This is a genomic window from Candidatus Paracaedibacter symbiosus, assembly GCF_000757605.1.
GTDB lineage: Bacteria > Pseudomonadota > Alphaproteobacteria > Paracaedibacterales > Paracaedibacteraceae > Paracaedibacter_A > Paracaedibacter_A symbiosus.
In genome coordinates, this window is sequence record NZ_JQAK01000001.1 from 1,034,598 (window position 1) to 1,056,249 (window position 21,652).

Here is a 21,652-nt window from a genome sequence, read left to right on the forward strand (position 1 = left end):
AAAATTACAATAGTCACTGCAAACAAAAGTCAAAATGAAAAGTTTTTTGTCTGACAGTCGGAGAATCTAGCGGTTGAAATCGCCATTGTTTGACCACCTTAAGAACACTTTTTTCCAGGAACTCATGGGCTCGGGGGGCGATTATCTCGACAGCCTCAACAACGCCCGTCATTGCCACAGTCACTACAGCAACCACCCTTCCTTCTAGGCCCTGTTCACGCGCATCCTCAGGATAAGGCGGATGGGGGTTGCCTGCTTGAGGCTGTAAAGGAGGTTGTGCCGATAATAATGAGGCTGCTTTAGTTGACTCACTCTCCCCCTCAACAACAATTTTTTCCTTAGCAACACTTATCGCATCTTTCTTTTTTTCCTGTCTTGGGGGCGCCGATACAGGCTCTGGTGGGGGTATTTCTTCAAAGTGAACAATCGTCACTGGATAACCAGGCTCTATTTGTGCTAAATCGCTTCCCTGTTTTGGTAACATCCACCCTGCCAGCGCAACACCATGCAGTAAGGCAGCTAAAATACCAAATGGCCATATGCGATTGAGAGGAGAGAGAATAACTATTTTAGAATGTTGTTTTAAGTCCCACATATCCTGTCATCCTTGCCTGGCAATAGCCCAGAGGTTCTTCAATTCTCTTATTTAACACGTTTTCTATGCGGCCATAAAGCAACCAATTTTGAGCCATTTTATAATCCACTTTCAGCGTCAACGTATGATATGGTCTATTTTCTTGTCTTTGAAAGGTTTGTGGGTTCACATCCAAACGTTTGCCAACAAACAACCATTCCAAAAAGAATTGAGTTGATTCAAGCTGATAGCTACCCCGAATAAAGATTTTTTGTTTTGGGCGACGCTTTAAAGTTTCGCCCGTGAGATTATTTCGTGTCCAGGTTAATGTATAGGCCAACTCAAGTTTCGTCGCCTTTGTGGGTAAAATAGCTATCATCGATTCCACCCCTTTGGTGGTCGCTTTAGCAATATTTAAGTTTTTGCGCGCAGAAAAATCATAGTCAATCAACTGATTTAAATCATTCTGAAAATAGATCATCGTTGCCGTAACAGTATCCACAATTGGCTGTTTTACCCCCACTTCATAGCTTTGAGCCCGCTCTGGTTGCAGGTGGGGATTGCCGTTAAAATGAGCTGTTTTACCATACAGTTCAACCAGAGTCGGTGCCTTAAATGCTGTCCCGTAACTTGCAAATATTTGTGTTTTGAGTATCGGCACCGTCCACCTTGCAGCAAGTCGATAACAAAGGGGGCTATGGAATAGATGCCGCCAATCCTGGCGCACAGCAAGCTCCAACAATAAAGAATCAAACGGTGTCCATCGTTGTAACAAGGCGAGCCCCCATTCTTGCTGCTGGGCCTGAGATAAAACCACCCCATACTGAGCATCAAATTTTTCTCGGGATCCTTCAAACACTGTTTGCACCAAATACCGAGGATTAATTTTAAGATTTTGTTGCCAGTTAACAGCTAGACGCTCCCCCCGACTTGATTGATACTGGGCACGACCCTCACCACTCGCATAGGAAGTAGTGAGAATCCCTACGCCCAGTTCATGCGTCCACTGAGGAGTAATAGCATGATCTAGTTGCACCCGATTAAGGATCTGACGCCGATGTTGTGACAATGGCCCTAACCGTTCTTGAAAGGAAATAGAAGCATCATTCATCCTTGAAAACAGCGTCACTTCCGTTTTCTCATTAATTTGTCCGCCCCCCCGAAAAACAATGTTACGTAATGTATAGGGCAGATTTGGATATTGTCCGCCTGGAAGCTTCAAATAGTCAGGGGTAACACTCATACCATCATCATGAAAAATGCCAGCACTCAGCGCAAAATTTAGCTTTTGAGTTTCGCCTGATAGGACACCCTTCACTCGTCCTGAAAGGGTTGAACCTAGCTCTGTTAGAGCACTAGATTTTAGCCCTTGCTCTCCCTTTTGCGACGCAATATTAATGACCCCGCCCAGCGCATCCGCCCCGTAAAGACTGCTTGCAGCGCCTCTCATTATCTCAACAGATCTCAATCCATCGGTGGTTAAATCAGCAAAATCAAAACCCCCTGTCGGCGAGTCAGGGGCATTGACGCGCATTCCATCAATGCGCACCAAAACATGATTAGAATTAGTCCCTCGAATAAAAACTGAGCTTTGTTGGCCCACAGGACCAGATTGGACAATGTTCACGCCTGGCTCTTGACTCAAGACGTCGGTTAATCGTTGATATTGTAAACTGGTGATTTGATCAGCCGTCACTCGGCCGAAGCTAGGTGTTAACAACGGAGCTGGGGCAATCTTGTCAGCTACAATCACAATTGTTTGAGGTGATTTTGGCTCAGCTGCAGCCGCTGAGGTTACAATACCCAAAACGCCTGAAGAAGTTGAGATTATGGCGAGTAGATTTGAAGCGGCTTTTATTTTGGCGTGACGCTCATCGTTGGCTCTCTTTAAGGACTGCCAAAATAAAAATGAGCCCCAAGGTGCGAAGCCAGAAACCGACTTTTTTAAGTGTTTTGTGTATATCACTAAATTAAATAGAAAAAAGAACACTCTTATCCTCCAGTGGTTTTTAAACGCCACCACTGGGGAAAAATCCCACGGAAATTCCGATATTAATAGCCCGCCGCTATCAAAAATATGGTGATACCATGGCAGGTCTCCTGACTCACACGTCATTGCAGTCCCTGCTCCTTCCCAGAAAATTCTAGTGGTTTTTTGCAGGCTGCTCTGTGTTTACAGTTGCGGGGGCAGTTGTGGATTTAGCTCGTTATAAACGTCACCACATTCCCTTTTAATCTCGATAAAGATACCATGATAACTTTGGCTATAAATGATAAAGGATGAGATGTCAATTCTGATGTTGATCAAATTTCCCGGTAAAACTTTATGGTTTTATTATTTCAAGCTTGAATTTTATAACAAAACCCGATATTACTTGAAGCAATATTGAATTTTACCTATTTTTAGGTTCTTTGTAAAATTAAAGGAATATAATCATGAAAAGAACATTCCAACCAAGCAACCTCGTTCGTAAACGTCGTCATGGTTTTCGTGCTCGTATGGCAACTGTTGGTGGTCGTAAAGTGATTGCAGCTCGTCGATCCAGAGGCCGCAAGCGTCTTTCTGCTTAGTATATATATATCTGCAAGCGATGTCATCGCTTCCCCGTCTAAAAAAAGGCGTGAATTTGTTAAAGTTGCACAAGAGGGAACCTATGTTTCTAGTGCCACTTTAGTGGTTCAGCGTCTTGTCCATGACACTCCATCTCTTCATGTATGTCGTGTGGGATTCACCGCGAGTAAACGCGTGGGAAATGCCGTTAAACGCAACAAAGCCAAACGTCGAATGCGGGAAGTCATTCATCTGTGGGCTAAAGAGACAGGGACTCTTCCCCCTTACGATTTGGTGTTGATAGCAAAGCCAGCGGCTGTAACTGCTTCTTTCACAAAAATTCAACATGATTTTAAAAAATCACTCGCAAATTTACAGGATGCAGAATGATCACTAAGATTTTTATCGCAGGGATTAAATTTTACCGTTGGACTATCTCTCCTTACCTTGTACCTCGTTGTCGATTTGAGCCCACCTGCTCCCGATATGCTGTTCATGCCTTACAACATCATGGACTTAAACAGGGAAGTTGGTTTATTGTGAAGCGACTTATGAAATGTCAGCCCTTTCGCCGCTTGGGTGGCGACTGGGGCTATGATCCAGTGCCTGACACTCTCAGCGCAACAGAACCTACTGGCTAATAAGGTTCTACAAGCAAGGTTTAAGGAGAATGATTAGGAAATGTTTTTAGCCGAAAATGAATTCAAAGTTCGATAAAGTAGTTTATCTACTTCCAGAAACTGGGGGGGAGTTTGCAGGCAAAAACACTCACAATGGACTTGTGTCAATTATTGTTCACAGGATCCCGTACCGAAACCATTTGGAGATGCGGAAATTATAACCAGCAAATAGGCGGCGACTTGGATGCAAAAAACGACGCTCATCATTGGTTCTCTTCAAGAGGTTTTTATATAAATTGAGCCCTAGGTTGGTTTGGGCTTATCGGAACGAGTAATATTTTGAGACATTTTTAGCTGAAAATGAAGCCAAATTTAGTTCGAGAAATTCGGAAAAATCGGCAAGCAAAAATGACTAAAATAAACTTGTTCTGATAGCAGCAAAGCAACCTTAAATATGAAGTTAGAAATCCGCTGCTTCAAATTTTTGGGTGTATAATAGAATACGTTAAAGGACATCTTCTAAAATGAATGATCAGCGTAATTTAATTCTCGCTTCCGTTTTGGCGATCGCTGTCTTACTTGGCTTCAATTTTTTCTATGATGCGCCAAGGCAGCAACAACAAATGCAGGCTAAAATAACCGCACAAACAGAACAAGTAACCGAGCCTCAAGCGCCAGCACAAGAAGCGGAAAAGATAACTGTTGTCGATCGCGCCCAAGCATTGACTGAATCCAAACGCATTAAAATTAATGCGCCGATGGTTCATGGGTCAATCAATCTTACTGGGGCGCACCTAGATGACGTAACGCTGGCGGAATACCATGAGACAACAGACTCACAAAGCCTTGAAATCCAATTATTATCCCCTAAAACAACACAAAATCCTTATTATGTCGACTTTGGTTGGCTCAGCAAACAACCTGATCTTAATTTGCCAACAAAAACAACAGTTTGGCAAACGAATCACACAGAGTTAACGCCAAAGCAACCTGTGGTTTTAACATGGAATAATGGCCAAGGCGTTACGTTTAAGCGGACTATCAGTATTGATGATCAATACATGTTTACCGTCACGGATGAAGTGGTGAACAGCTCCAAAAACCCCTTAAGTCTGAATGCATACGGTCAAATCACCCGTGGCGGCACACCTCAAACAGGTGGCTATTTCATTTTGCATGAAGGCCCAATTGGTGTCATCAATGGCAAACTTGTTGAACTAGACTATAAAAAGTTGCTGGATAAGGGACAACAACAACAAAGCACAACCGGTGGCTGGCTGGGTATTACCGACAAATATTGGCTTGTCTCCCTCATTCCCACGCAAAATACCTCTGTTGACACTAGGTTTAAAGCGCACACATTGGATGGTGTTGATTATTACCAAACAGAAACTGTTTATCCTACTGTCGAGGTGGCAAAGGGCGAAACTCAAAGTGTCACGCAGCACCTTTTTGCTGGCGCTAAAAATCTGAAAATCCTTGATGAGTATGAAGAAAAAATTGGTGTGAGCAAGTTTGACTTAGCGATTGACTTTGGCTGGTTCTACTTCCTCACCAAACCAGTCTTTTATTTATTAGATTACCTCCATAAGATTTTTGGTAACTTTGGTATCGCTATTCTAGTGATGACGGTTTTGTTCAAGATCGCTTTCTTCCCGCTAGCGAACAAGTCTTATCGTTCAATGGCCCGCATGAAACAGATGCAACCAAAAATCGAACAGCTGAAAAAGCGTTATGGCGACGATAAAATGCGCATGAATCAAGAATTGATGGAAATCTATAAACGAGAAAAAATCAATCCTTTGTCTGGTTGCCTACCTATTCTCATTCAAGCGCCTGTCTTTTTCTGTTTGTACAAAGTTTTGTTTGTTACCTTAGAAATGCGCCACGCCCCGTTTTTTGGCTGGATTCATGACTTATCTGCCCCAGATCCAACCTCCGTCTTTAATTTATTTGGCTTGTTACCATTCATGCCACCAAGTTTCTTGATGATCGGTGCCTGGCCAATTTTGATGGGCTTGACCATGTTCTTGCAACAAAAGTTGAACCCCCAACCAACTGATCCGGCGCAGGCAAAAGCCTTTATGATTATGCCAGTTTTCTTGACCTTCTTATTGTCAAGTTTCCCTGCTGGTTTGGTCATCTACTGGGCTTGGAGTAATATTTTGTCGATCATCCAACAATGGGCGATTATGCGCCTTGACACAAAAAAGGATGCGTAAAACATGCGCCCCACAGATGTAGCAACAGATCAACAAGGAACCTATAGTCACGCGGCCCTCGAATGGGGCCGATGGCTGTTTGCCCAAGAATGTACGTTTACACGTGGGGTCCAGAAACTCAATGATCTTGGAGAAATTGGTCTACCTGAAATTGCCTTTGCTGGCCGATCTAATGTCGGGAAATCAAGTCTTATCAATGCATTGACTAATCGTAATACTTTGGCCAGGACCTCTAATACTCCGGGTCGCACGCAGCAATTGAACTTTTTCAGCCTTGCTAATCGCTTGCTTCTTGTTGATATGCCTGGCTATGGCTATGCTAAAGTCTCAAAAAAAATGCAAAGTGAATGGCAAGACCTTTTAGAAGCGTACTTTCGCGGCAGACCAACTTTAGAACGGGCTTATGTCTTGGTTGATTCCCGCGTGGGTATGAAAGAAAGTGATAAGGATGTGATGCAGTTGTTTGATAAAACAGCTGTTTCTTATCAGATTGTTTTAACTAAGGTAGATAAAGTGGGCAAGACAGAACTGGCGGCACTGATTACCCAACTGGAAACACTGCTTGGCAAACATCCAGCTGCCCATCCAAAAGTCATGGCAACCAGCGCTGAAAAAAACATTGGGATTGCGGAACTTCGGGCTGAAATCTCCCAGTTTGTTGCTAAAAACTAAGTTTCTTGAATAAATATGAAAGAAACCCGTTTGGGGAATAATTATAGATTTAAAAAAGAGGCAACATGACAGAGAATCTACAAAAAATGATAGAAACGGCTTGGGATAATCGGGACAGCCTAACGGTAAATGACCAAGATTGCCTGCAAGCAGTTATCACTACTTTAACAAATTTGGACCAAGGCCTCCTGCGGGTCGCTACAAAAACCAGTAGTGGTTGGGTTTGTCATGATTGGATCAAAAAAGCAATTCTGCTTTCCTTTAAGCTGAGCAATAACAAGTTATTCACCAACGGCCCCTCCACCGATGATAATATTAAATCGGCATGGTTTGATAAAATTCCGCTTAAGACCCAAGGTTGGAACCAGGATGAATTCCGCAATCTCGCTTTTAGAGTTGTTCCGGGTGCCATTATTCGTCACTCAGCCTTTATTTCTCCAAACGTCGTTCTCATGCCTTCGTTTATTAATGTGGGGGCCTATATTGGCGAAGGCACGATGGTTGATACCTGGGCCACCATTGGATCTTGTGCTCAAATTGGTAAAAACTGCCATATTTCCGGCGGAGTCGGTATCGGGGGAGTCCTTGAACCGCTGCAAGCCAATCCTGTTATTATTGAAGATAATTGCTTTATCGGGGCACGCTCTGAAATCGCTGAGGGAGTGATTGTTGAAGAAGGCGCTGTCATCTCCATGGGTGTATTTATTGGCGCTTCCACCAAAATTGTTGACCGGCAAACTGGTAAAATTACTTATGGGCGTGTTCCTCCCTACTCGGTTGTAGTTCCTGGCACATTGCCTGGTGCGACACCGACAAGCCCCTCCCTTGCCTGTGCTGTCATCGTCAAACAAGTTGATGCCAAAACTCGGTCTAAAACGGGAATTAATGAGCTGTTGCGGACTTAATAAGTGATTATTAAACGCAATAACCCGTGGGGGCAGCTAGGTTAAGAGCGCGGACTGATATGGTAACCTTCAAAAAACATATAAATGTGGCAATGGTGCGGGAGATTAAAAATGGATGTTATCCACCTTACCCAACAATTGATTCAGTTTCCTAGTATTACCCCGCTTGAATCTGGTTGCCTTGACTTTATTGAAACTCTTCTTAAAGAAAAGGGTTTTACCTGCCGTCGCCTACCCTTTGGAGAGGTTGATAATCTTTACGCCCGTTTTGGGACTTCTGGTCTAAATTTCTGTTTTGCTGGACATGTTGACGTGGTTTCTGACATTGATGCCAGCCAGTGGACCTATCCCCCTTTTGCAGCAACAATTCATGATGGTGTCCTTTATGGCCGAGGTGCTGTCGACATGAAAGGAGCTGTTGCGGCCTTTTTAGCTGCAGCAATTCCATTTATCCAAACCCCCTTTACGGGTTCCATTAGTTTGCTCCTTACTACTGACGAGGAAGGACCAGCGATTAATGGAACCCGTAAAGTGCTTGAGTGGCTCAAAGAAAATCAAGAACTCATTGACGTCTGTCTCGTGGGTGAGCCAACGAACCCCCTCAAAGTTGGCGAGATGGTAAAAATCGGTCGGCGGGGAAGTCTTAGCTTTGAAATTGTTGTCCACGGCATTGCCGGACACGTTGCCTATCCACAACTCGCACAAAATCCCATCCCCATCTTGATTGACTACTTGCGAGAGATTACCAAGACGCCACTCGACCAGGGAACCACTGAATTTAGTCCATCTAACCTAGAAATTACCTCCCTCGATGTGGGCAACACGACAAGCAATATTATCCCGGCAAAAGCCACGGCTCGCGCCAATATTCGCTTCAATACTTTGCAATCTGAATTAGGTCTAGTCCAGAAATTAGAAGAAATAGCAGCCCGATATCCCCTCAAAATAGACATACTTAAGTGTCCGAGTTCTGAGGCATTTATATCAAAAAATCCAGAGTTGATCCATGTCGTCAATTCTGCTGTAAAAGATGTCTGTGGCGTGGAACCTCTCCTTAGCACAACCGGTGGTACTTCAGACGCCCGATTTATCAAAGATTTTTGCCCCGTCATTGAGTTTGGTCTCGTTAATGCCACGGCGCATCATATTGATGAACATATTGCGGTTTCAGAACTTGAAACGCTCGTTGCTGTCTATCAAAAGATCTTAGAAAATTATTTTAATGCCAGCTCAACATAAAAACAGCCGACATCCTGTATTTATTGATTTTATATCTTCTTAGACTGAGAGAAACTGGGCGGCCTGGACCTTCCCAACAACCTTTATACTAAGGCTTGGTCCATGATAAGGAAGAATCTCTTAGGTAGAGCTGAGGCCATTTTAAGGGATAAAACTATCCTACAGGAATGACACGCCGTTGCCCTTGACAGTACCAATAGACCGGCAAGCCACACAAATAACCAATAGCACAAATCATCAGATTTTGGCTGCCAGAACCTAAAATTGCCCATAGCGAGTAGGCACTCCCAATAATTGTGGCGAAAATCAGACCTCCTTGCAGTTTTTTCTGTTCTAAATCAGTTTTAAGCGCGGCGAGCGCCGTAAACAAATAGGTAAATAATGCCATGACACAGCCGACGAGAATGATGGTATTGAATTGCTCTACAAGATTAGAATCCAAATCAAAACTTAACAAAAGAGTGGTAAGGATGCTGGAGAAAATCAGACCAAATACCGGAATTCCTTTAGAAGATGTCCAAGCGAAGATTTTGGGAAAAAAACCATCGTTTGCCATGGCAAGGGGAATTTGCCCCTGAAACATAATCCAACCATTCAACCCTCCAAAAATGGATACTAAGACGCAAAAGCCAATGATCGGGGCAATGGTTGGTCCAAAGAGCCTTATTGCTGCTTCTACGAAAGGAGCAGAGGAGTGAGATAACTCTGGCGTTGAAATCAACCCAAATAGGACAACAGTGATCACTACATAAATCACCGCTCCAAGGCTCGTCCCAAAGAGAGTGGCTCTGGCAATTGTATGCTTCGGATTAGCCACATTTTTGGCAGGAACCGTAGCTGCTTCTAACCCCATAAAGGCCCAAAGTGTTAAGGATGAGGCCATAGTGATTGACTGAAATGAGCTGAGATCACCACTTACTTTAAGAGGCCAAAAATTATGAAAATCAATATAAAAGGGGCCAACTACTCCAACTAAGATTAAAGGTGATAACTTGATGATGACGGTTAGGTTTTGGACAAAACCAACATTGCGTAAACCTGAACAATTGAGTAGGGTGGTCAACCAAATGAGGCTGCTTGCTGTTAAAAAAGTCAAGCCCTTAGAGGCTGCTAAAGGAGGACTAAAATGGGATAAATAGCTGGCAAATGCCAAAGAAATAGCCGCATTACTCGACCACGAAGTAATCCAATAGCCCCAGGCCATCAAGAATCCCAAAAAATCGCCAAAAACGCGGCGAGTATGAGTATAAGGTCCGCCTGCATCGGGATGTCGACGCGACATCACAGCAAAAACATATGCTAAACTTGTTGCTCCTATCGCAGTAACGAGCCAACCAAGAATACTAATTGAACCATATTGAGCCAATGAAGCAGGCAAAAAGAAAACACCTGACCCAATCATGTTGCCAAGAACCAGACTCGTGGCTGTCCAAAAACCGAACACCTTTACATTTGCAGCAGTGGATTTTTGCGACATATACTCCCCCTTCACGGTAGATATTTCATTGGTTCATAGGCTCACTTTTGGCAATCATCCTCAGCCCCTGTAAGCTATGATAAAAGAGCAAGAATTAAACATCTCTAAAGATTGAGGTTCATTTTTATCTGAGTGATCGTAATTTTATGATCGTTGAGAATGATAACGTCTTAGGTCAATTGAACCGTGACTGGCTTACGCATTGCCAATAACAATGAAATGAGACAGCAAACTGCTCCAATGAAGAACGCAAAATAGGCAACTTCCGTAAAATATAACCACGATGCCATCGCTATAAAGCTGCAGGATCCCATCAATCGACAAAAGATGACAAGAGAGCTAGCCAGATCAACATCATGGGGCTCAATGGTGGAGAGTGCCTGACTAATAATAGGCCCATAGACAAGGCCAGAAGTAAGACCAAACCCGAGAATTGCCATAATAACAAGACTTACATTAGTGGTAAAGAAACCAAGGCTGAGCATCATACCAACGCTAATGATGATATAAGGAAAGGCTTGCAAAATTCTAGGTGTTGTCACAATATTTCGCTCACACAATAAACACCCTAACGCATAAAATGCACCGTACCCACTATAAAAAAACCGTGACTTAGAGGAGAATCAAAAAGATAGGCTGACATTGTTATCATCCCCCATCCAAGACCAATCATCAAGAAACTAATAGCATTATAGCGAACAAAGTTCTGCTTTTGAGCTAGTTTTTTCAAACTGATCAAATTAATCCTCGACTTTACCCCCCCTACCGTTGTGGTTAAAATCGGTTGTGCTTTACTAAGGAGGACAGCTGCAATCAGCCCAATAATTAGAAACGGACTATTCCAACTGACATAAGTAAAACTAAGGGCACCAAGAGTAGGAATAAAGGTACAAAACACTTCTGTGGCAAAGGACATTGCTGCCAACGCCCCACTTGTGTTTGTTGGAAATTGCTCCCGCACTGTCGCCAGAAGAGTTGGTTGAATTATCCCAAATGCAATGCCTTGCAAGATCCGACCCAGTATAATATAGGCAACTTCTCCACTTAAGGAAATGAGAATACTCGCCCCTGAAAAGAGAAGCACACATAAATTAAATAGCTGCTTGCGATCAATATAGCTCAGCAACGGTGCATAAAGCAGACTTGCAATTGCCGTGGCAATAAAATAGCCAACCAAAGTACAATTAATCAGCCACGGCGTAATGCTATGCAAAGCACTTAAATGGGGTAAAGCTGATAGATAAATATCATTGGACGCAATCCCAACTCCAAAAACCATTCCCAATAAATAAAGCAAACTTTTCTGCACTAAAATAACTCTCAATAAAATGGCTCTAAGTCATTCTCAGAGCCAGATAACACTCTGAATGTAGATTTAAATCATAGACGTAAGTCTTTAAAAAGTTCATCAAAATCGTCGAATGGATTTAATTCCTTTAACCAAGCATCCAACCTATTCTCCACATTCTCCACATAAGTCGAAAACATCTGTAAAAAGCTTTGATCCATAGTCGTCGTCGGCCTATCTAAGCTAGCCTCTGTCAACATTGGCACCTCCTTTTCCGATGAATCCACTTCAATATCACTTTCTTCATTTACCACCTCTTTCTTTGGAAATGAGGATGGTGATCCAAAATCTAATCCTTCTATATCAGTGGCTAAACTGACTTGGCTTAAAAAACAAGTTAAAAATAAAGCGAAAAATAACTGCATCTTATTTTCCTTTGTATTCCATCTTAAAACCATCAAATATCCCTCCAAAGTTTATCGCAAAGAAATCATCACTACTTAATATTTGTTACGCTCCTTCATCCTCCCCTCTCAGAGCGAGTTTACACAACAACGATAAGAATCCCATTCTTCCGGTACTATTTCACCTTGCCCGTTATTTTTTTGACTGTTTACAGTAAATGGCGCTCCCATAAAATCTGGCATCCCCTCGTCCTAACTCAAAAACTCTGGAGGCACTACCAAAGTCCATGAGTTGTCTGCTTCACTGGAGAGGTCCAGTGCGTGTAATTGATTTTCTAATGCTATTTCAGTCAATTCAACTCCCTCAGCCGCCCAGCTTATTGGAGCGGCAAAATAGGATAAAACTAATAATATTAGCAGACGTAACCGCATATCATTTCCCTTTCTTAGTTAGAACCACCTCAAGGTTAACTAAAATTTTACTAAAGCGATAGCCATAACTTTTATGATAAATTAAGTTTGACTTCTTTTTTTGTGCGAATCTCATTGTTTTGCAGTCCAAAGAGTGAGAAACTAAATAGTGAACAAACTGGTTTTTAAAGAAAAAGCATGGATTTTAGCACTAAACCAATTAATGGCTCCCCTTCCTCTTTAGGACGCATCAACGTCACGAGAGCTGCAACACCTACGGAAAAAGCACGCTTTAAAAGGAGCGCAACTGTTACTGGCACCGCCCCAATTCAGGAAAATGGGGTGTTACAAACCTTTGCCGTCACCGCCCTCGATTCAGCACTTCTTGACCTTTCACGCGCGCAACCTCGGTTTGAAGACACTACCTACGCCCATGAGCTTTTGGATAAACTAGACCATTTAAAAACTGCCATTTTAAGCAATACTATTTCCCAACAAGACCTGTTGGATTTAAATCAACTTATTTTGAGCAAAAAATTGGCAACGGATGATCCCCAGCTTAAAGAAATCTTGAGCGAAATTGAAACACGTGTCGCGGTTGAGCTTGCCAAGCTTGGATTGTAAGTTATTTTTTCGGTGCCTGGGTTGCCGATTTAGGTGACTCTCCAGAGTCAGAAGAAGGACGGAGCTGTTTCTCTAGAGCATCCTTTTGCACTCGGCAACTTTCGCTACCTACCGTTGTTGGTGAGGATCCACTTGGCGCGCAGTCAGACGCACTGGCTATCGATACCAAAACACCTATCAGTTGTCCCAACATTGTCTAATACCTTGGCTGATTTATCTTATTGTTAGATTGTCTCAAGAAACTTTTAAAAGTTTCCTAAGATATTTAAAATAATAATGCCATATTTGGGTCGAGAATTGAGAGAGGGGAAAATTTCAGAGGCACAGCCATAAGAAACTCTCAAAATCAATACACTATTCGCCACCCCCACCGACACGCTGCGCCAATGAGGCTTCAAGGAAATCATCCAAATCCCCATCAAGAACACCTTGAGCATTACCTTTTTCAACTCCCGTACGGGTATCCTTGACCATTTGGTAGGGTTGCAAGACATAGGAGCGGATTTGATGACCCCAGCCAATATCAGTTTTGGAAGCAGAGGATGCCTGAGCCGCTTCTTCCTTTTTACGCAACTCCAATTCATACAATCGCGCTTTTAGCATGGCATAAGCTTGGGCTTTATTTCGATGTTGCGAGCGGTCATTTTGGCATTGTACTACAATTCCGGTGGGAAGGTGGGTGATGCGAATAGCGCTTTCTGTTTTGTTCACGTGCTGGCCACCGGCACCAGAAGCCCGATAGGTATCAATACGCAAGTCCTTTTCTTCTACAACCACATCAATGGACTCATCAATTTCTGGATAAATCCAAACGGAGGCAAAGCTTGTGTGACGCCTCGCGTTGGAGTCAAAGGGAGAAATGCGAACCAAGCGATGCACACCACTTTCTGTCTTAAGCCAGCCATAGGCCTGGTGTCCTACTACCTTAAAAGTGATGGATTTAATACCAGCTTCTTCGCCTGGGTTTTCATCGATAATCTCAAGCTTATATTTCTTAGCCTCGGCCCAGCGACTATACATCCGGGCCAAGATTTCAGCCCAATCTTGCGCCTCTGTCCCCCCCGCACCAGCGTTAATTTCAATAAAGGCATTGTTCGCATCCGCTTCGCCTGACAGCAATGTTTCCAGCTGCAAACGGGCACATTCTTTTTCTAAAGCAATCAGCAAGGCTTCCCCTTCTTCAGAAAATTCGGGGGCATTTTCTGCCTCAGCCAGCTCAATCATATCAACTGCTTCTTGAAGGCGCTGGTCGTATTTTCGAATGCGGGAAATTGACGTATTTAAACTTTCGCGTTCTTTTAGAATTTTCTGGGCATTTTGCTGATCATCCCAAAGAGTGGGTGATTCAGCCAACCGGTTGTAGTCTTCAAGTTTATGGAGAGCCTTATCCCAGTCAAAGATGCCTCCGGATGAGGTTTAAAGCTTGATCGATTTGTTTAACAACATGTTCAATTTCGGTGCGCATTGGCTAAGCTCCCTCCCCTTTTCTGCATGGGGGACATATTGAGACATTTTTAACCGAAAATAAAGCCAAATCTTGATGGAATATATCCAAAACACTTGAAAAGTCGGCAAACTTGAGGCAGAAAACCTAGTTATTCACTCTGTTAATTTGCCAACAAATAGATATTATGCCTATCGCAATCCAAACCCCCGCTTTTTAGCCCATGTCTTAAACCCCGGTTTTTTGAACAACGGTTGGTATAGATTCACCTAGCTTGTCTGATTTTAATGGCGAATCAGCGGAACCTCTCACAAAGGGGGTCCCATTCTCCTTCCCAAGCACAGCTTTAAATTCAGGCTTAGGCAAATCAGCATAGGCATTTTTAGCAAAATTTTCAAAAATAGGCACCGTGACTTTGGAGCCTGTTTCCTTGTCTCCCAGGCTTTTGGGCGCAAGAAACCCGACAAATACGCCAATCACCAAATCATCTGTATATCCCACAAACCAAGTGTCTTTATAATCATTGGTGGTTCCCGTTTTCCCCGCCACAGGAAAGCCCAAGCTTTGCAATTTTTTAGCCGTTCCTCGAGCCACTACCCCTAACAACATGGAGGTCAATTGTTGAATGTTTTCAGGATTCACAACTAACTCTCCTTTGTTTTTTTGAGTGTTATCGAGAAGCGTATTGCCATAACGATCTTGCACTGAATCTATCAAGCGCGGTGTAATTTTATACCCGCCGTTGGCGAGCATCCCATAAGCAGCGGTGAGTTGCAGCACGGTTGTCTCGCCTGCGCCTAAAACCATGGCAAGCTGACGCGGCATTTGTTCTTGAATACCAAAATCTTTTGCAATTTTGATAATCTTGGTCATGCCAATGCGTTGAGCTAACCGGATTGTCATCACATTGCGTGATTGCTCTAAACCAACACGCAAAGCACACGATCCATAATACTTACGCGTGTAATTTCGCGGCGAATAAAAGCCCCGATCCCCCCCAAGGTTAATGTGAATTGGTCTATCGAGAATTTTTGTCTCAGGCGTCAAGCCACGCTCTAAGCCGGCTAAATAAACAAATGGCTTGAAGGCAGAACCCGGTTGTCTTTTCGCTTGTGTGGCACAATTGAATTGATTCATTTCAAAATCATAACCCCCACTCATCGCCAGCACGCGGCCCGTATGAGGATCCATCACCACAATGGCGCCACTGACCTCAGGGATTTGCTGCAGGATATAATTTCCCGCTTCCGTTTTATCCACCAGAACCACATCACCCACCTGCAACGGATTTGGTTGCTGAATGGACTTTGCTAAAGTGTGAGCCCAGGCAAGCGATTCTGACGTCAGTACGCCTTTTTTGCCTGAGGGAAGCCCAAGCTCAATCTCTTGGTCATTACCTGCGAGGACAACAGCAAACTGCCAGTGTTTCATGCCGGGAACGTGTGGCAATGCTTTTAATTTTTCTTGCCAATTTTTTAAATCTGTCGGAGTTAATTTGGTATGAGGTCCCCGCCAACCATAACGACGATCATAGTCAATTAGGCCCTGCTGCAGCGCATTATCTGCCAGTTGCTGTAATTTTGGGTCAAGAGTTGTCTTAACCGTAAATCCGCCAGCATTAATCGTCTTTACTGCAAATTTATGGTGCAATTCGCGTCGAACTTCACTAGAAAAATAGGCAGCCTGTACTGGATATTCGCGGTGAGTGCGAAATTGAAGTTCTTTTGTCTTGGCCAATTCTGCCTGGCGAGGTTTTACAATGCCGAGATGCGCCATGCGGTCAATTACCCAATTACGCCGATGAACTGTTCGCTGCAATTCTTGTTTGTTAATCAACGCCGTGGGTGCTTTAGGTAATGCTGCTAGAAAAGCTACCTCATCTAGACTTAAATCGTCTAATTCCTTATCAAAATAAATTAAGGCCGCTGCAGCCACGCCGTAAGCCCCAGCTCCTAAATAAATTTGATTTAGATAAAGCTCAAAAATCCGCTCTTTGGGCAGCGCTTCTTCCAGACGAAACGCCATAATCGCCTCTTTAATCTTGCGCGTCATCGAGCGCTCATTGCCAACCAGAAAATTTTTAGCCACCTGTTGAGTGATCGTAGAGGCCCCTCCGGGGCGATGCTGCCACCCATTACTTAAGGTATTGATAAGCAGCGCGCGCAAAGTGCTCACCACATCCACCCCAAAATGATAGAAAAAATTCTTATCTTCAGCGGCAATAAAGGCTAATTTCACTTGTTCTGGAATTAAATGGAAAGGGACAAAAAGACGCTTTTCAATAGCATATTCTGACACTAATTGCCCATCAGTCGCATAGAGACGACTTAATACTGGCGCTTCATACGTCTTCAAATGATCGTATTCTGACAAGCCTCGGCCATAAAGAAAAAAGACAATGCCCATTCCGGCCATGGCGATAGTGGCCAAAAAGGCTGTCACTGTCAAAATTCTTAGAACTCGTTTCAGCACTTAAGTTTCCTTCGTGAAGTAGATTCATCCTACTTCCTGCCGTATTATGACTAATTTTTGCAAAAATTCAAAGATTTCGTATTAAAGATAATATTTTTTGAAATTTAGATGTTTTTTTCCTTGGCGTAACCTAGAGATAAGGCTACATTTAAGTTGAGTAATAATTTTGAGGGGTTGACTGCGACTGTAAAATGTATAATTCATTTGTTAAAATTTTTGTTGCAGCCCAATATGCGCCAGGTTCTGTATACCTAACTAACGTGAAAAGAGTTTGGAGATATTTTTATTCAAAAAACTTTTCAAATTTTGCCGAATTAATTATTATATTTCAACAAATTTGCAATGAGTTGCAGGAAAAAAAATCCAAAGTAGAATTTCGGAAGTTAGGTATACAGAATCTTTTACTCCCTCAATTTGTCCGTCGCTTTTTAGCGCAATTTAACAACTATTCAGTTAACAACTTTTCTGCTGTCTCCCTGTTTGAGACTTCGACAGCCCTCATGATAAGGGCTTTACCACTACTTTCTCGCAAAGGACAGCATCGAATGGAGATTACAGCCTTATGGCAAAGAAAATGCTTATTGATGCCACCCACTCTGAGGAGCAGCGTGTGGCAATTATGGATGGAAATCGACTCGACGATTTTGAGGCCGAGACATCTACCAAAAAACAATTTAAAGGCAACATTTATTTAGCAAAAGTTATTCGAATTGAGCCTTCTCTTCAGGCAGCTTTTGTTGAATTTGGAAACAATCGTCACGGTTTTTTGCCTTTTTCTGAAATTCACCTTGATTATTACCGTATTCCGGTAAGTGATCGCCCACACCCAGAAGTGCGCGCCCAAGGGCCTGAGCCATCGCGCCAGGATGGGGATGCCCCAAAAAAAACCGAAGCATTAGAAACCGTCTTCCCTGAAATTAAGGAAGTGGCCCCTGATGCTGAATTAGTCGTGGATGATAGTCTTGATCTTCAGGACGATGAAGAGGCTTTTATTCGCCGTCCAAAGGTTTACCATTATAAAATCCAAGAGGTGATCAAACGTCGCCAAATCATGCTGATTCAGGTTGTTAAAGAAGAGCGCGGTAACAAAGGTGCGGCACTGACAACTTATCTAAGTTTACCTGGCAGATATTGTGTCTTAATGCCTAATGCTGGCCACCGCAGTGGCGGGATTTCGCGTAAAATCACTGACCTTACAGATCGCAAACGCTTGCGCGAAGTTTTAAATGACCTCCCGATTCCAGATGGGACAAGCTTGATTGTGCGCACCGCAGGGCAAGACCGTAACAAGCTTGAAATTCGCCGTGACTTTGAATATCTGCTTCGGCTGTGGAGCGAAATTCGTGAGACTACACTAAAATCCATTGCCCCAAAGTTGATCTATGCGGAAGGAGACGTTATCAAACGGACCATTCGTGATAATTATGGTAAAGAGATGGACGAAATTTTGGTTGAAGGTGAAGAAGGTTATAAAGAGGCTAAAGCCTTTATGAAGACTTTAATCCCAAGTCATGCCAAAAAGGTGAAATTATATAAGGATCATGTGCCTTTGTTCCGCCGTTACAATGTGGAGGCCCAAATTGATGCCATTATGAATCCGGTGGCAGCTTTGCCCTCGGGAGGGTCAATTGTAATTAACCCAACCGAAGCGCTCGTCGCGATTGATGTTAACTCTGGTAAATCTACCCGTGAACGTCACATAGATGAGACAGCGGTAAAGACAAACCTTGAAGCAGCAGACGAAATCGCCCGCCAAATGCGTCTACGCGATTTAAGTGGTCTTGTGGTTATTGATTTTATCGATATGAATGACACCAAGTATATTCAAGCCGTAGAAAAGCGCCTCAAGGACGCAACAAGGGGGGATCGTGCCCGCATTCAAATTGGCCGTATTAGCCAGTTTGGGCTGTTGGAACTATCACGCCAACGTCTGCGCCCCAGCATTATCGAAGCCAACATGAAACCGTGCCCCCATTGTAAAGGCGCAGGTGTGGTGCGCTCCATTGAATCGATGGCACTCCATGTGTTGCGTGCGATTGAATCGGAAGGAATAGCCGGACACAGTGCTGAAATTATCGTCACCGTTCCAGCTGGTGTAGATTTATATTTGCTGAACCAAAAACGCAGCATGTTAATTGCCATGGAACAACGCTATCAATTCTCGGTCCAAATCCAACGGGACGAAAGCATGGTTGCCCCTGATTTCCGTATTGACAGATTGAAGCAACGCTTACACAAACCAGAAATCGTAGAATCCGTGATCCAGCTTCAATCTTCTATGGATAGACCATTAAGCTCTCAACAATCGCATCCAAGTGAGATCGATACACAACAAGCGCTTGAGCCGATGGAAATTGAGGATGAGAATGAGGACAACGATACGGTACAAACACCACCTCCTCACTCTAAAGATCGGAAACGCCAACGTCATGGTTTATTCAATAATCGGCGACGTGGGCAACACAAAAAGACGCCAAGGGATGAGACAAAGGAATCAATAGAGTCACCTACAATTGAGCACAGGGAAGTTTCCAGCTCAGAGGAAGGGATGACTAAACAGTCAAGCGAGAGTGTTGACACGTTAACTCAACAAGATCATCCCGAAAAGCGTGATCATAATCGCCGCCGCCGTCACCGTCGCGGTCACAACCGTCGCACTACCAAGGCTGCAACGGGCGAAAACGAATCACGGGAAGGCCCACGGCCAACCGCTGAATCAGTCAAATCTGATGTGGCTGCTGCCTTTACCCCTTCTGCTAGCCCTCGTACGGAGCCAGCCCACGGAGACACCGCGCCGGAAAAGAAAAAAAAGCGGGGTTGGTGGAAACGTTTGCTTGAATCATAAAAAAAAGAGCCACTTTATGTGGTTCTTTTTTTGCTAAATATCTTAAGAAAGTTTAAAAAGTGTATTCTTTTGAATACAATTTGAAAAAAATTTTCCTATTTAGTCAATTAATTAAATTATCTAGTCCCTTTATTCTATACATTATAAATGTCTACTATTAGGAGAATTTAAAATGAAAAAAATTATCTTATCGACTCTCGTTGCTGCTTCATTTGCGGCAAGCACAGAGTCAAATGCCCGTAATTTCACAGGCTTTTATGTCGGTGGCAACCTTGGCGCCACAATGTCAAAAGTTGATTATAGTTATGATAATAATACAGCAGCTGCTTATTCCGTAGAAAGTTCGGGTAATGCCTATCGCAATAATGGATTAGTCAGTCTTGTTGGTGGATACAGCTATCTATTTTCCAACTGCTTATATCTTGGCGGAGAGCTGTTCATTGATGGTAATTTTGGTGGTAACAATCAACTCTTTAGCAATCAAAATATAAGTGCGCGTATTAAGAAGAATGGGCTTTCTTATGGTGTTCTAGCTAAATTCGGTAGCACCATTTCAGAAAATACACTACTTTATGTTGGTATTGGTGGAAAATCCGACAAATGGGATTATAAAACAACATCACAACTTATTCCCGCTAATCTAGCTATCGGTTATGCCGGCAGGCCAGCAGTAGATTTTTCTCAATCTAAGCGCTCTTTCCGTTTGCTTGCTGAAGCTGGTTTAGAAGGCTATATTGGGTCCACCAAGCATCTTACATGGCGCGCCGCTTACCAATACGTGCCAGGTCAATCTGTGGGCAGCACTGCTTTCCCGGTAGGTCATGTCCTTAACAATGCCACTGGGAATTCCTTTGCTAAATACAAATCCCATGATCACACCTTGCGTTTAGGGATTGCATACCACTTCTAGAAATAAAGAAAGACTACTTTTAAAAGTAGTCTTTTTCTTAGATCTTAACTCAAAGGGCTTCAGCAATGAGGCCCTTTTGTTATAGAGGTGTAATAGGTATACCGTCTTGAAATAGCCAATCCTGGCCATGATATGAGTAGACCCCATTAAGTGGCGGCTGTGGCACTTGAACCGGGGGTTGTGGCTGAGGCGCTGGAACTGGGGGTTGTGGCTGAAGCGCTGGAACCGGAGGTTGTGGCTGAGGTGCTGGAACCGGAGGTTGTTGTACAGGTGGTGGAGCCTGCACCGGAGGTTGTGGCTGAGGAGCTGGAACCGGAGGTTGTGGCTGAGGTGCTGGAACCGGAGGTTGTGGCTGAGGTGCTGGAACCGGAGGTTGTGGCTGTTGTACTTCCTCTGCAGTCAAATATACCTTTAAAACAAACTCATCCGGACCAGCGCCATTCCGTACCCATATATCACCCTGTCTTTCGTCTGTTCGAGTCAACGCTGCAGGAAATTTAAGCTCATAAGCACAAGCTTCTTTACCAACCTCCCCTCTTGGTAACCCAGCCAATGGACGATTCGCCCTCCTATTATTCCCCGTCACTCTTACTGACATGTCATTTAGCGAACGAAGTTGAAATGCACCTGCAGAAACAGCTCCTACCTCGACCCCGAAGCCGTCAGTCGGAATAATATCTCCATTTCCCCCAAAATAGGCATCCTGTATTGCCCTTTTTATATCTGTATACTTATTAGAGCCGTTACCTTTAAAAAAGGCACTTGGGTTTTCATAAATATCCCAATGAACACCGCGCTCATCAACCCATTGGTCTGGGTTTATTAATGCTGTAGCAGCCTCTTGTGGAGTAGGCAGAGCAGGACATTGATATTGCGAGTAGGCGCTTGTTGTCCCTAGAAGGAGGGTAAAGGCCACTCCTAAATATAAATTTGTGTACATGGAAAGTTTCTCCATCAAAAGAATTCTACTATCCATAATATTAAATTATATTTA

General features: G+C 43.5%; 21 protein-coding genes and 1 riboswitch. Of the genes, 10 read left to right on the forward strand and 11 right to left on the reverse strand.

Annotation, left to right across the window (positions count from 1 at the left end; all coding sequences use genetic code 11):
- Window positions 1-13: 13 nt before the first annotated feature.
- Both IG80_RS0104715 and IG80_RS0104720 read right to left on the reverse strand, forming a co-directional pair.
- Window positions 14-595: an energy transducer TonB gene (locus tag IG80_RS0104715; protein WP_032112774.1), complete on the reverse strand. Its 582-nt coding sequence runs from the start codon at window positions 593-595 to the stop codon at window positions 14-16.
- Window positions 570-2,690, reverse strand: a complete 2,121-nt coding sequence (locus tag IG80_RS0104720) for a TonB-dependent receptor plug domain-containing protein (protein ID WP_156962033.1) — start codon at window positions 2,688-2,690, stop codon at window positions 570-572. The genes IG80_RS0104715 and IG80_RS0104720 overlap by 26 nt, the downstream gene beginning before the upstream one ends.
- Window positions 2,648-2,843: riboswitch (cobalamin riboswitch) on the reverse strand. Its footprint overlaps the gene before it by 43 nt.
- A gap of 167 nt (window positions 2,844-3,010) precedes the next feature.
- Here IG80_RS0104720 and rpmH point away from each other — a divergent pair.
- From rpmH to dapE, 7 genes are all read left to right on the forward strand, one after another.
- Window positions 3,011-3,145: a 50S ribosomal protein L34 gene (rpmH, locus tag IG80_RS13880; RefSeq protein WP_075553155.1), complete on the forward strand. Its 135-nt coding sequence runs from the start codon at window positions 3,011-3,013 to the stop codon at window positions 3,143-3,145.
- Window positions 3,102-3,515 carry a ribonuclease P protein component gene (gene rnpA, locus IG80_RS0104725; protein WP_052046035.1) on the forward strand — a complete coding sequence of 138 codons (414 nt, stop codon included), beginning with the start codon at window positions 3,102-3,104 and terminating at the stop codon, window positions 3,513-3,515. The genes rpmH and rnpA overlap by 44 nt, the downstream gene beginning before the upstream one ends.
- Window positions 3,512-3,766, forward strand: coding sequence for a membrane protein insertion efficiency factor YidD (gene yidD / locus IG80_RS0104730; RefSeq protein WP_032112776.1), 255 nt, complete (start codon window positions 3,512-3,514; stop codon window positions 3,764-3,766). The genes rnpA and yidD overlap by 4 nt, the downstream gene beginning before the upstream one ends.
- A gap of 503 nt (window positions 3,767-4,269) precedes the next feature.
- The gene (yidC, locus tag IG80_RS0104735; RefSeq protein ID WP_032112777.1) at window positions 4,270-5,967 is read left to right on the forward strand and encodes a membrane protein insertase YidC; all 1,698 of its coding nucleotides are present in this window, start codon (window positions 4,270-4,272) and stop codon (window positions 5,965-5,967) included.
- A 3-nt stretch (window positions 5,968-5,970) separates the two neighbouring features.
- The gene (yihA, locus tag IG80_RS0104740; RefSeq protein WP_032112778.1) at window positions 5,971-6,639 is read left to right on the forward strand and encodes a ribosome biogenesis GTP-binding protein YihA/YsxC; all 669 of its coding nucleotides are present in this window, start codon (window positions 5,971-5,973) and stop codon (window positions 6,637-6,639) included.
- A 65-nt stretch (window positions 6,640-6,704) separates the two neighbouring features.
- Window positions 6,705-7,544 carry a 2,3,4,5-tetrahydropyridine-2,6-dicarboxylate N-succinyltransferase gene (dapD, locus tag IG80_RS0104745; protein ID WP_032112779.1) on the forward strand — a complete coding sequence of 280 codons (840 nt, stop codon included), beginning with the start codon at window positions 6,705-6,707 and terminating at the stop codon, window positions 7,542-7,544.
- A gap of 84 nt (window positions 7,545-7,628) precedes the next feature.
- Window positions 7,629-8,783, forward strand: a complete 1,155-nt coding sequence (gene dapE, locus IG80_RS0104750; RefSeq protein ID WP_156962034.1) for a succinyl-diaminopimelate desuccinylase — start codon at window positions 7,629-7,631, stop codon at window positions 8,781-8,783.
- Window positions 8,784-8,937: 154 nt separating this feature from the next.
- Here the strand turns inward: dapE and IG80_RS0104755 are convergent, their stop codons facing one another.
- The 5 genes from IG80_RS0104755 to IG80_RS0104775 all read right to left on the reverse strand — a co-directional run bounded on the left by IG80_RS0104755 (window position 8,938) and on the right by IG80_RS0104775 (window position 12,384).
- Window positions 8,938-10,260, reverse strand: coding sequence for an amino acid permease (locus IG80_RS0104755; protein ID WP_052046037.1), 1,323 nt, complete (start codon window positions 10,258-10,260; stop codon window positions 8,938-8,940).
- A 170-nt stretch (window positions 10,261-10,430) separates the two neighbouring features.
- Window positions 10,431-10,802, reverse strand: a complete 372-nt coding sequence (locus IG80_RS0104760; RefSeq protein ID WP_156962035.1) for a hypothetical protein — start codon at window positions 10,800-10,802, stop codon at window positions 10,431-10,433.
- A gap of 26 nt (window positions 10,803-10,828) precedes the next feature.
- The gene (locus IG80_RS0104765) at window positions 10,829-11,569 is read right to left on the reverse strand and encodes an MFS transporter (RefSeq protein ID WP_156962036.1); all 741 of its coding nucleotides are present in this window, start codon (window positions 11,567-11,569) and stop codon (window positions 10,829-10,831) included.
- 71 nt (window positions 11,570-11,640) lie between these two features.
- Window positions 11,641-11,973 (reverse strand): hypothetical protein, encoded by a 333-nt coding sequence (locus IG80_RS0104770; RefSeq protein WP_156962037.1) that lies wholly within the window; start codon window positions 11,971-11,973, stop codon window positions 11,641-11,643.
- 231 nt (window positions 11,974-12,204) lie between these two features.
- Window positions 12,205-12,384 (reverse strand): hypothetical protein, encoded by a 180-nt coding sequence (locus IG80_RS0104775; protein WP_032112783.1) that lies wholly within the window; start codon window positions 12,382-12,384, stop codon window positions 12,205-12,207.
- 177 nt (window positions 12,385-12,561) lie between these two features.
- On the opposite strand from IG80_RS0104775, the gene IG80_RS13135 reads away from it, so the two are divergent.
- Window positions 12,562-12,987 (forward strand): flagellar assembly protein FliX, encoded by a 426-nt coding sequence (locus IG80_RS13135; RefSeq protein WP_052046039.1) that lies wholly within the window; start codon window positions 12,562-12,564, stop codon window positions 12,985-12,987.
- Between the two features lies 1 nt (window position 12,988).
- Here IG80_RS13135 and IG80_RS14975 read toward each other — a convergent pair whose 3' ends face one another.
- The 3 genes from IG80_RS14975 to IG80_RS0104790 all read right to left on the reverse strand — a co-directional run bounded on the left by IG80_RS14975 (window position 12,989) and on the right by IG80_RS0104790 (window position 16,903).
- Window positions 12,989-13,180, reverse strand: coding sequence for a hypothetical protein (locus tag IG80_RS14975; protein ID WP_156962038.1), 192 nt, complete (start codon window positions 13,178-13,180; stop codon window positions 12,989-12,991).
- A gap of 161 nt (window positions 13,181-13,341) precedes the next feature.
- A protein-coding gene (gene prfB, locus IG80_RS0104785) for a peptide chain release factor 2 (RefSeq protein WP_156962039.1) occupies window positions 13,342-14,452 on the reverse strand; the annotation gives its coding sequence in 2 pieces (ribosomal slippage) (window positions 13,342-14,382 and window positions 14,384-14,452; 1,110 coding nt in all).
- 207 nt (window positions 14,453-14,659) lie between these two features.
- Window positions 14,660-16,903 (reverse strand): penicillin-binding protein 1A, encoded by a 2,244-nt coding sequence (locus IG80_RS0104790; RefSeq protein ID WP_156962040.1) that lies wholly within the window; start codon window positions 16,901-16,903, stop codon window positions 14,660-14,662.
- Window positions 16,904-17,465: 562 nt separating this feature from the next.
- Between IG80_RS0104790 and IG80_RS0104795 the strand changes: the two genes are divergently transcribed.
- On the forward strand, window positions 17,466-19,748 hold the full coding sequence (locus tag IG80_RS0104795; protein ID WP_052046042.1) for an Rne/Rng family ribonuclease: 2,283 nt from the start codon (window positions 17,466-17,468) through the stop codon (window positions 19,746-19,748).
- Window positions 19,749-19,920: 172 nt separating this feature from the next.
- On the forward strand, window positions 19,921-20,658 hold the full coding sequence (locus tag IG80_RS0104800) for an outer membrane protein (protein ID WP_032112785.1): 738 nt from the start codon (window positions 19,921-19,923) through the stop codon (window positions 20,656-20,658).
- Between the two features lie 79 nt (window positions 20,659-20,737).
- Here IG80_RS0104800 and IG80_RS15590 read toward each other — a convergent pair whose 3' ends face one another.
- On the reverse strand, window positions 20,738-21,598 hold the full coding sequence (locus tag IG80_RS15590) for a hypothetical protein (protein WP_052046044.1): 861 nt from the start codon (window positions 21,596-21,598) through the stop codon (window positions 20,738-20,740).
- Window positions 21,599-21,652: the final 54 nt, after the last annotated feature.

What these genes read in the sequence shown, in the direction of transcription:
- IG80_RS0104770 (WP_156962037.1), bottom strand. Translation starts at nt 11,973, where the DNA reads ATGCAGTTATTTTTCGCTTTATTTTTAACTTGTTTTTTAAGCCAAGTC.
- IG80_RS14975 (WP_156962038.1), bottom strand. Translation starts at nt 13,180, where the DNA reads ATGTTGGGACAACTGATAGGTGTTTTGGTATCGATAGCCAGTGCGTCT.
- IG80_RS0104775 (WP_032112783.1), bottom strand. Translation starts at nt 12,384, where the DNA reads ATGCGGTTACGTCTGCTAATATTATTAGTTTTATCCTATTTTGCCGCT.
- IG80_RS0104720 (WP_156962033.1), bottom strand. Translation starts at nt 2,690, where the DNA reads ATGACGTGTGAGTCAGGAGACCTGCCATGGTATCACCATATTTTTGAT.
- IG80_RS0104715 (WP_032112774.1), bottom strand. Translation starts at nt 595, where the DNA reads ATGTGGGACTTAAAACAACATTCTAAAATAGTTATTCTCTCTCCTCTC.
- IG80_RS0104800 (WP_032112785.1), top strand. Translation starts at nt 19,921, where the DNA reads ATGAAAAAAATTATCTTATCGACTCTCGTTGCTGCTTCATTTGCGGCA.
- yihA (WP_032112778.1), top strand. Translation starts at nt 5,971, where the DNA reads ATGCGCCCCACAGATGTAGCAACAGATCAACAAGGAACCTATAGTCAC.
- yidC (WP_032112777.1), top strand. Translation starts at nt 4,270, where the DNA reads ATGAATGATCAGCGTAATTTAATTCTCGCTTCCGTTTTGGCGATCGCT.
- dapE (WP_156962034.1), top strand. Translation starts at nt 7,629, where the DNA reads ATGTGGCAATGGTGCGGGAGATTAAAAATGGATGTTATCCACCTTACC.
- IG80_RS15590 (WP_052046044.1), bottom strand. Translation starts at nt 21,598, where the DNA reads ATGTACACAAATTTATATTTAGGAGTGGCCTTTACCCTCCTTCTAGGG.
- IG80_RS0104755 (WP_052046037.1), bottom strand. Translation starts at nt 10,260, where the DNA reads ATGTCGCAAAAATCCACTGCTGCAAATGTAAAGGTGTTCGGTTTTTGG.
- dapD (WP_032112779.1), top strand. Translation starts at nt 6,705, where the DNA reads ATGACAGAGAATCTACAAAAAATGATAGAAACGGCTTGGGATAATCGG.
- IG80_RS0104795 (WP_052046042.1), top strand. Translation starts at nt 17,466, where the DNA reads ATGGCAAAGAAAATGCTTATTGATGCCACCCACTCTGAGGAGCAGCGT.
- IG80_RS13135 (WP_052046039.1), top strand. Translation starts at nt 12,562, where the DNA reads ATGGATTTTAGCACTAAACCAATTAATGGCTCCCCTTCCTCTTTAGGA.
- rpmH (WP_075553155.1), top strand. Translation starts at nt 3,011, where the DNA reads ATGAAAAGAACATTCCAACCAAGCAACCTCGTTCGTAAACGTCGTCAT.
- yidD (WP_032112776.1), top strand. Translation starts at nt 3,512, where the DNA reads ATGATCACTAAGATTTTTATCGCAGGGATTAAATTTTACCGTTGGACT.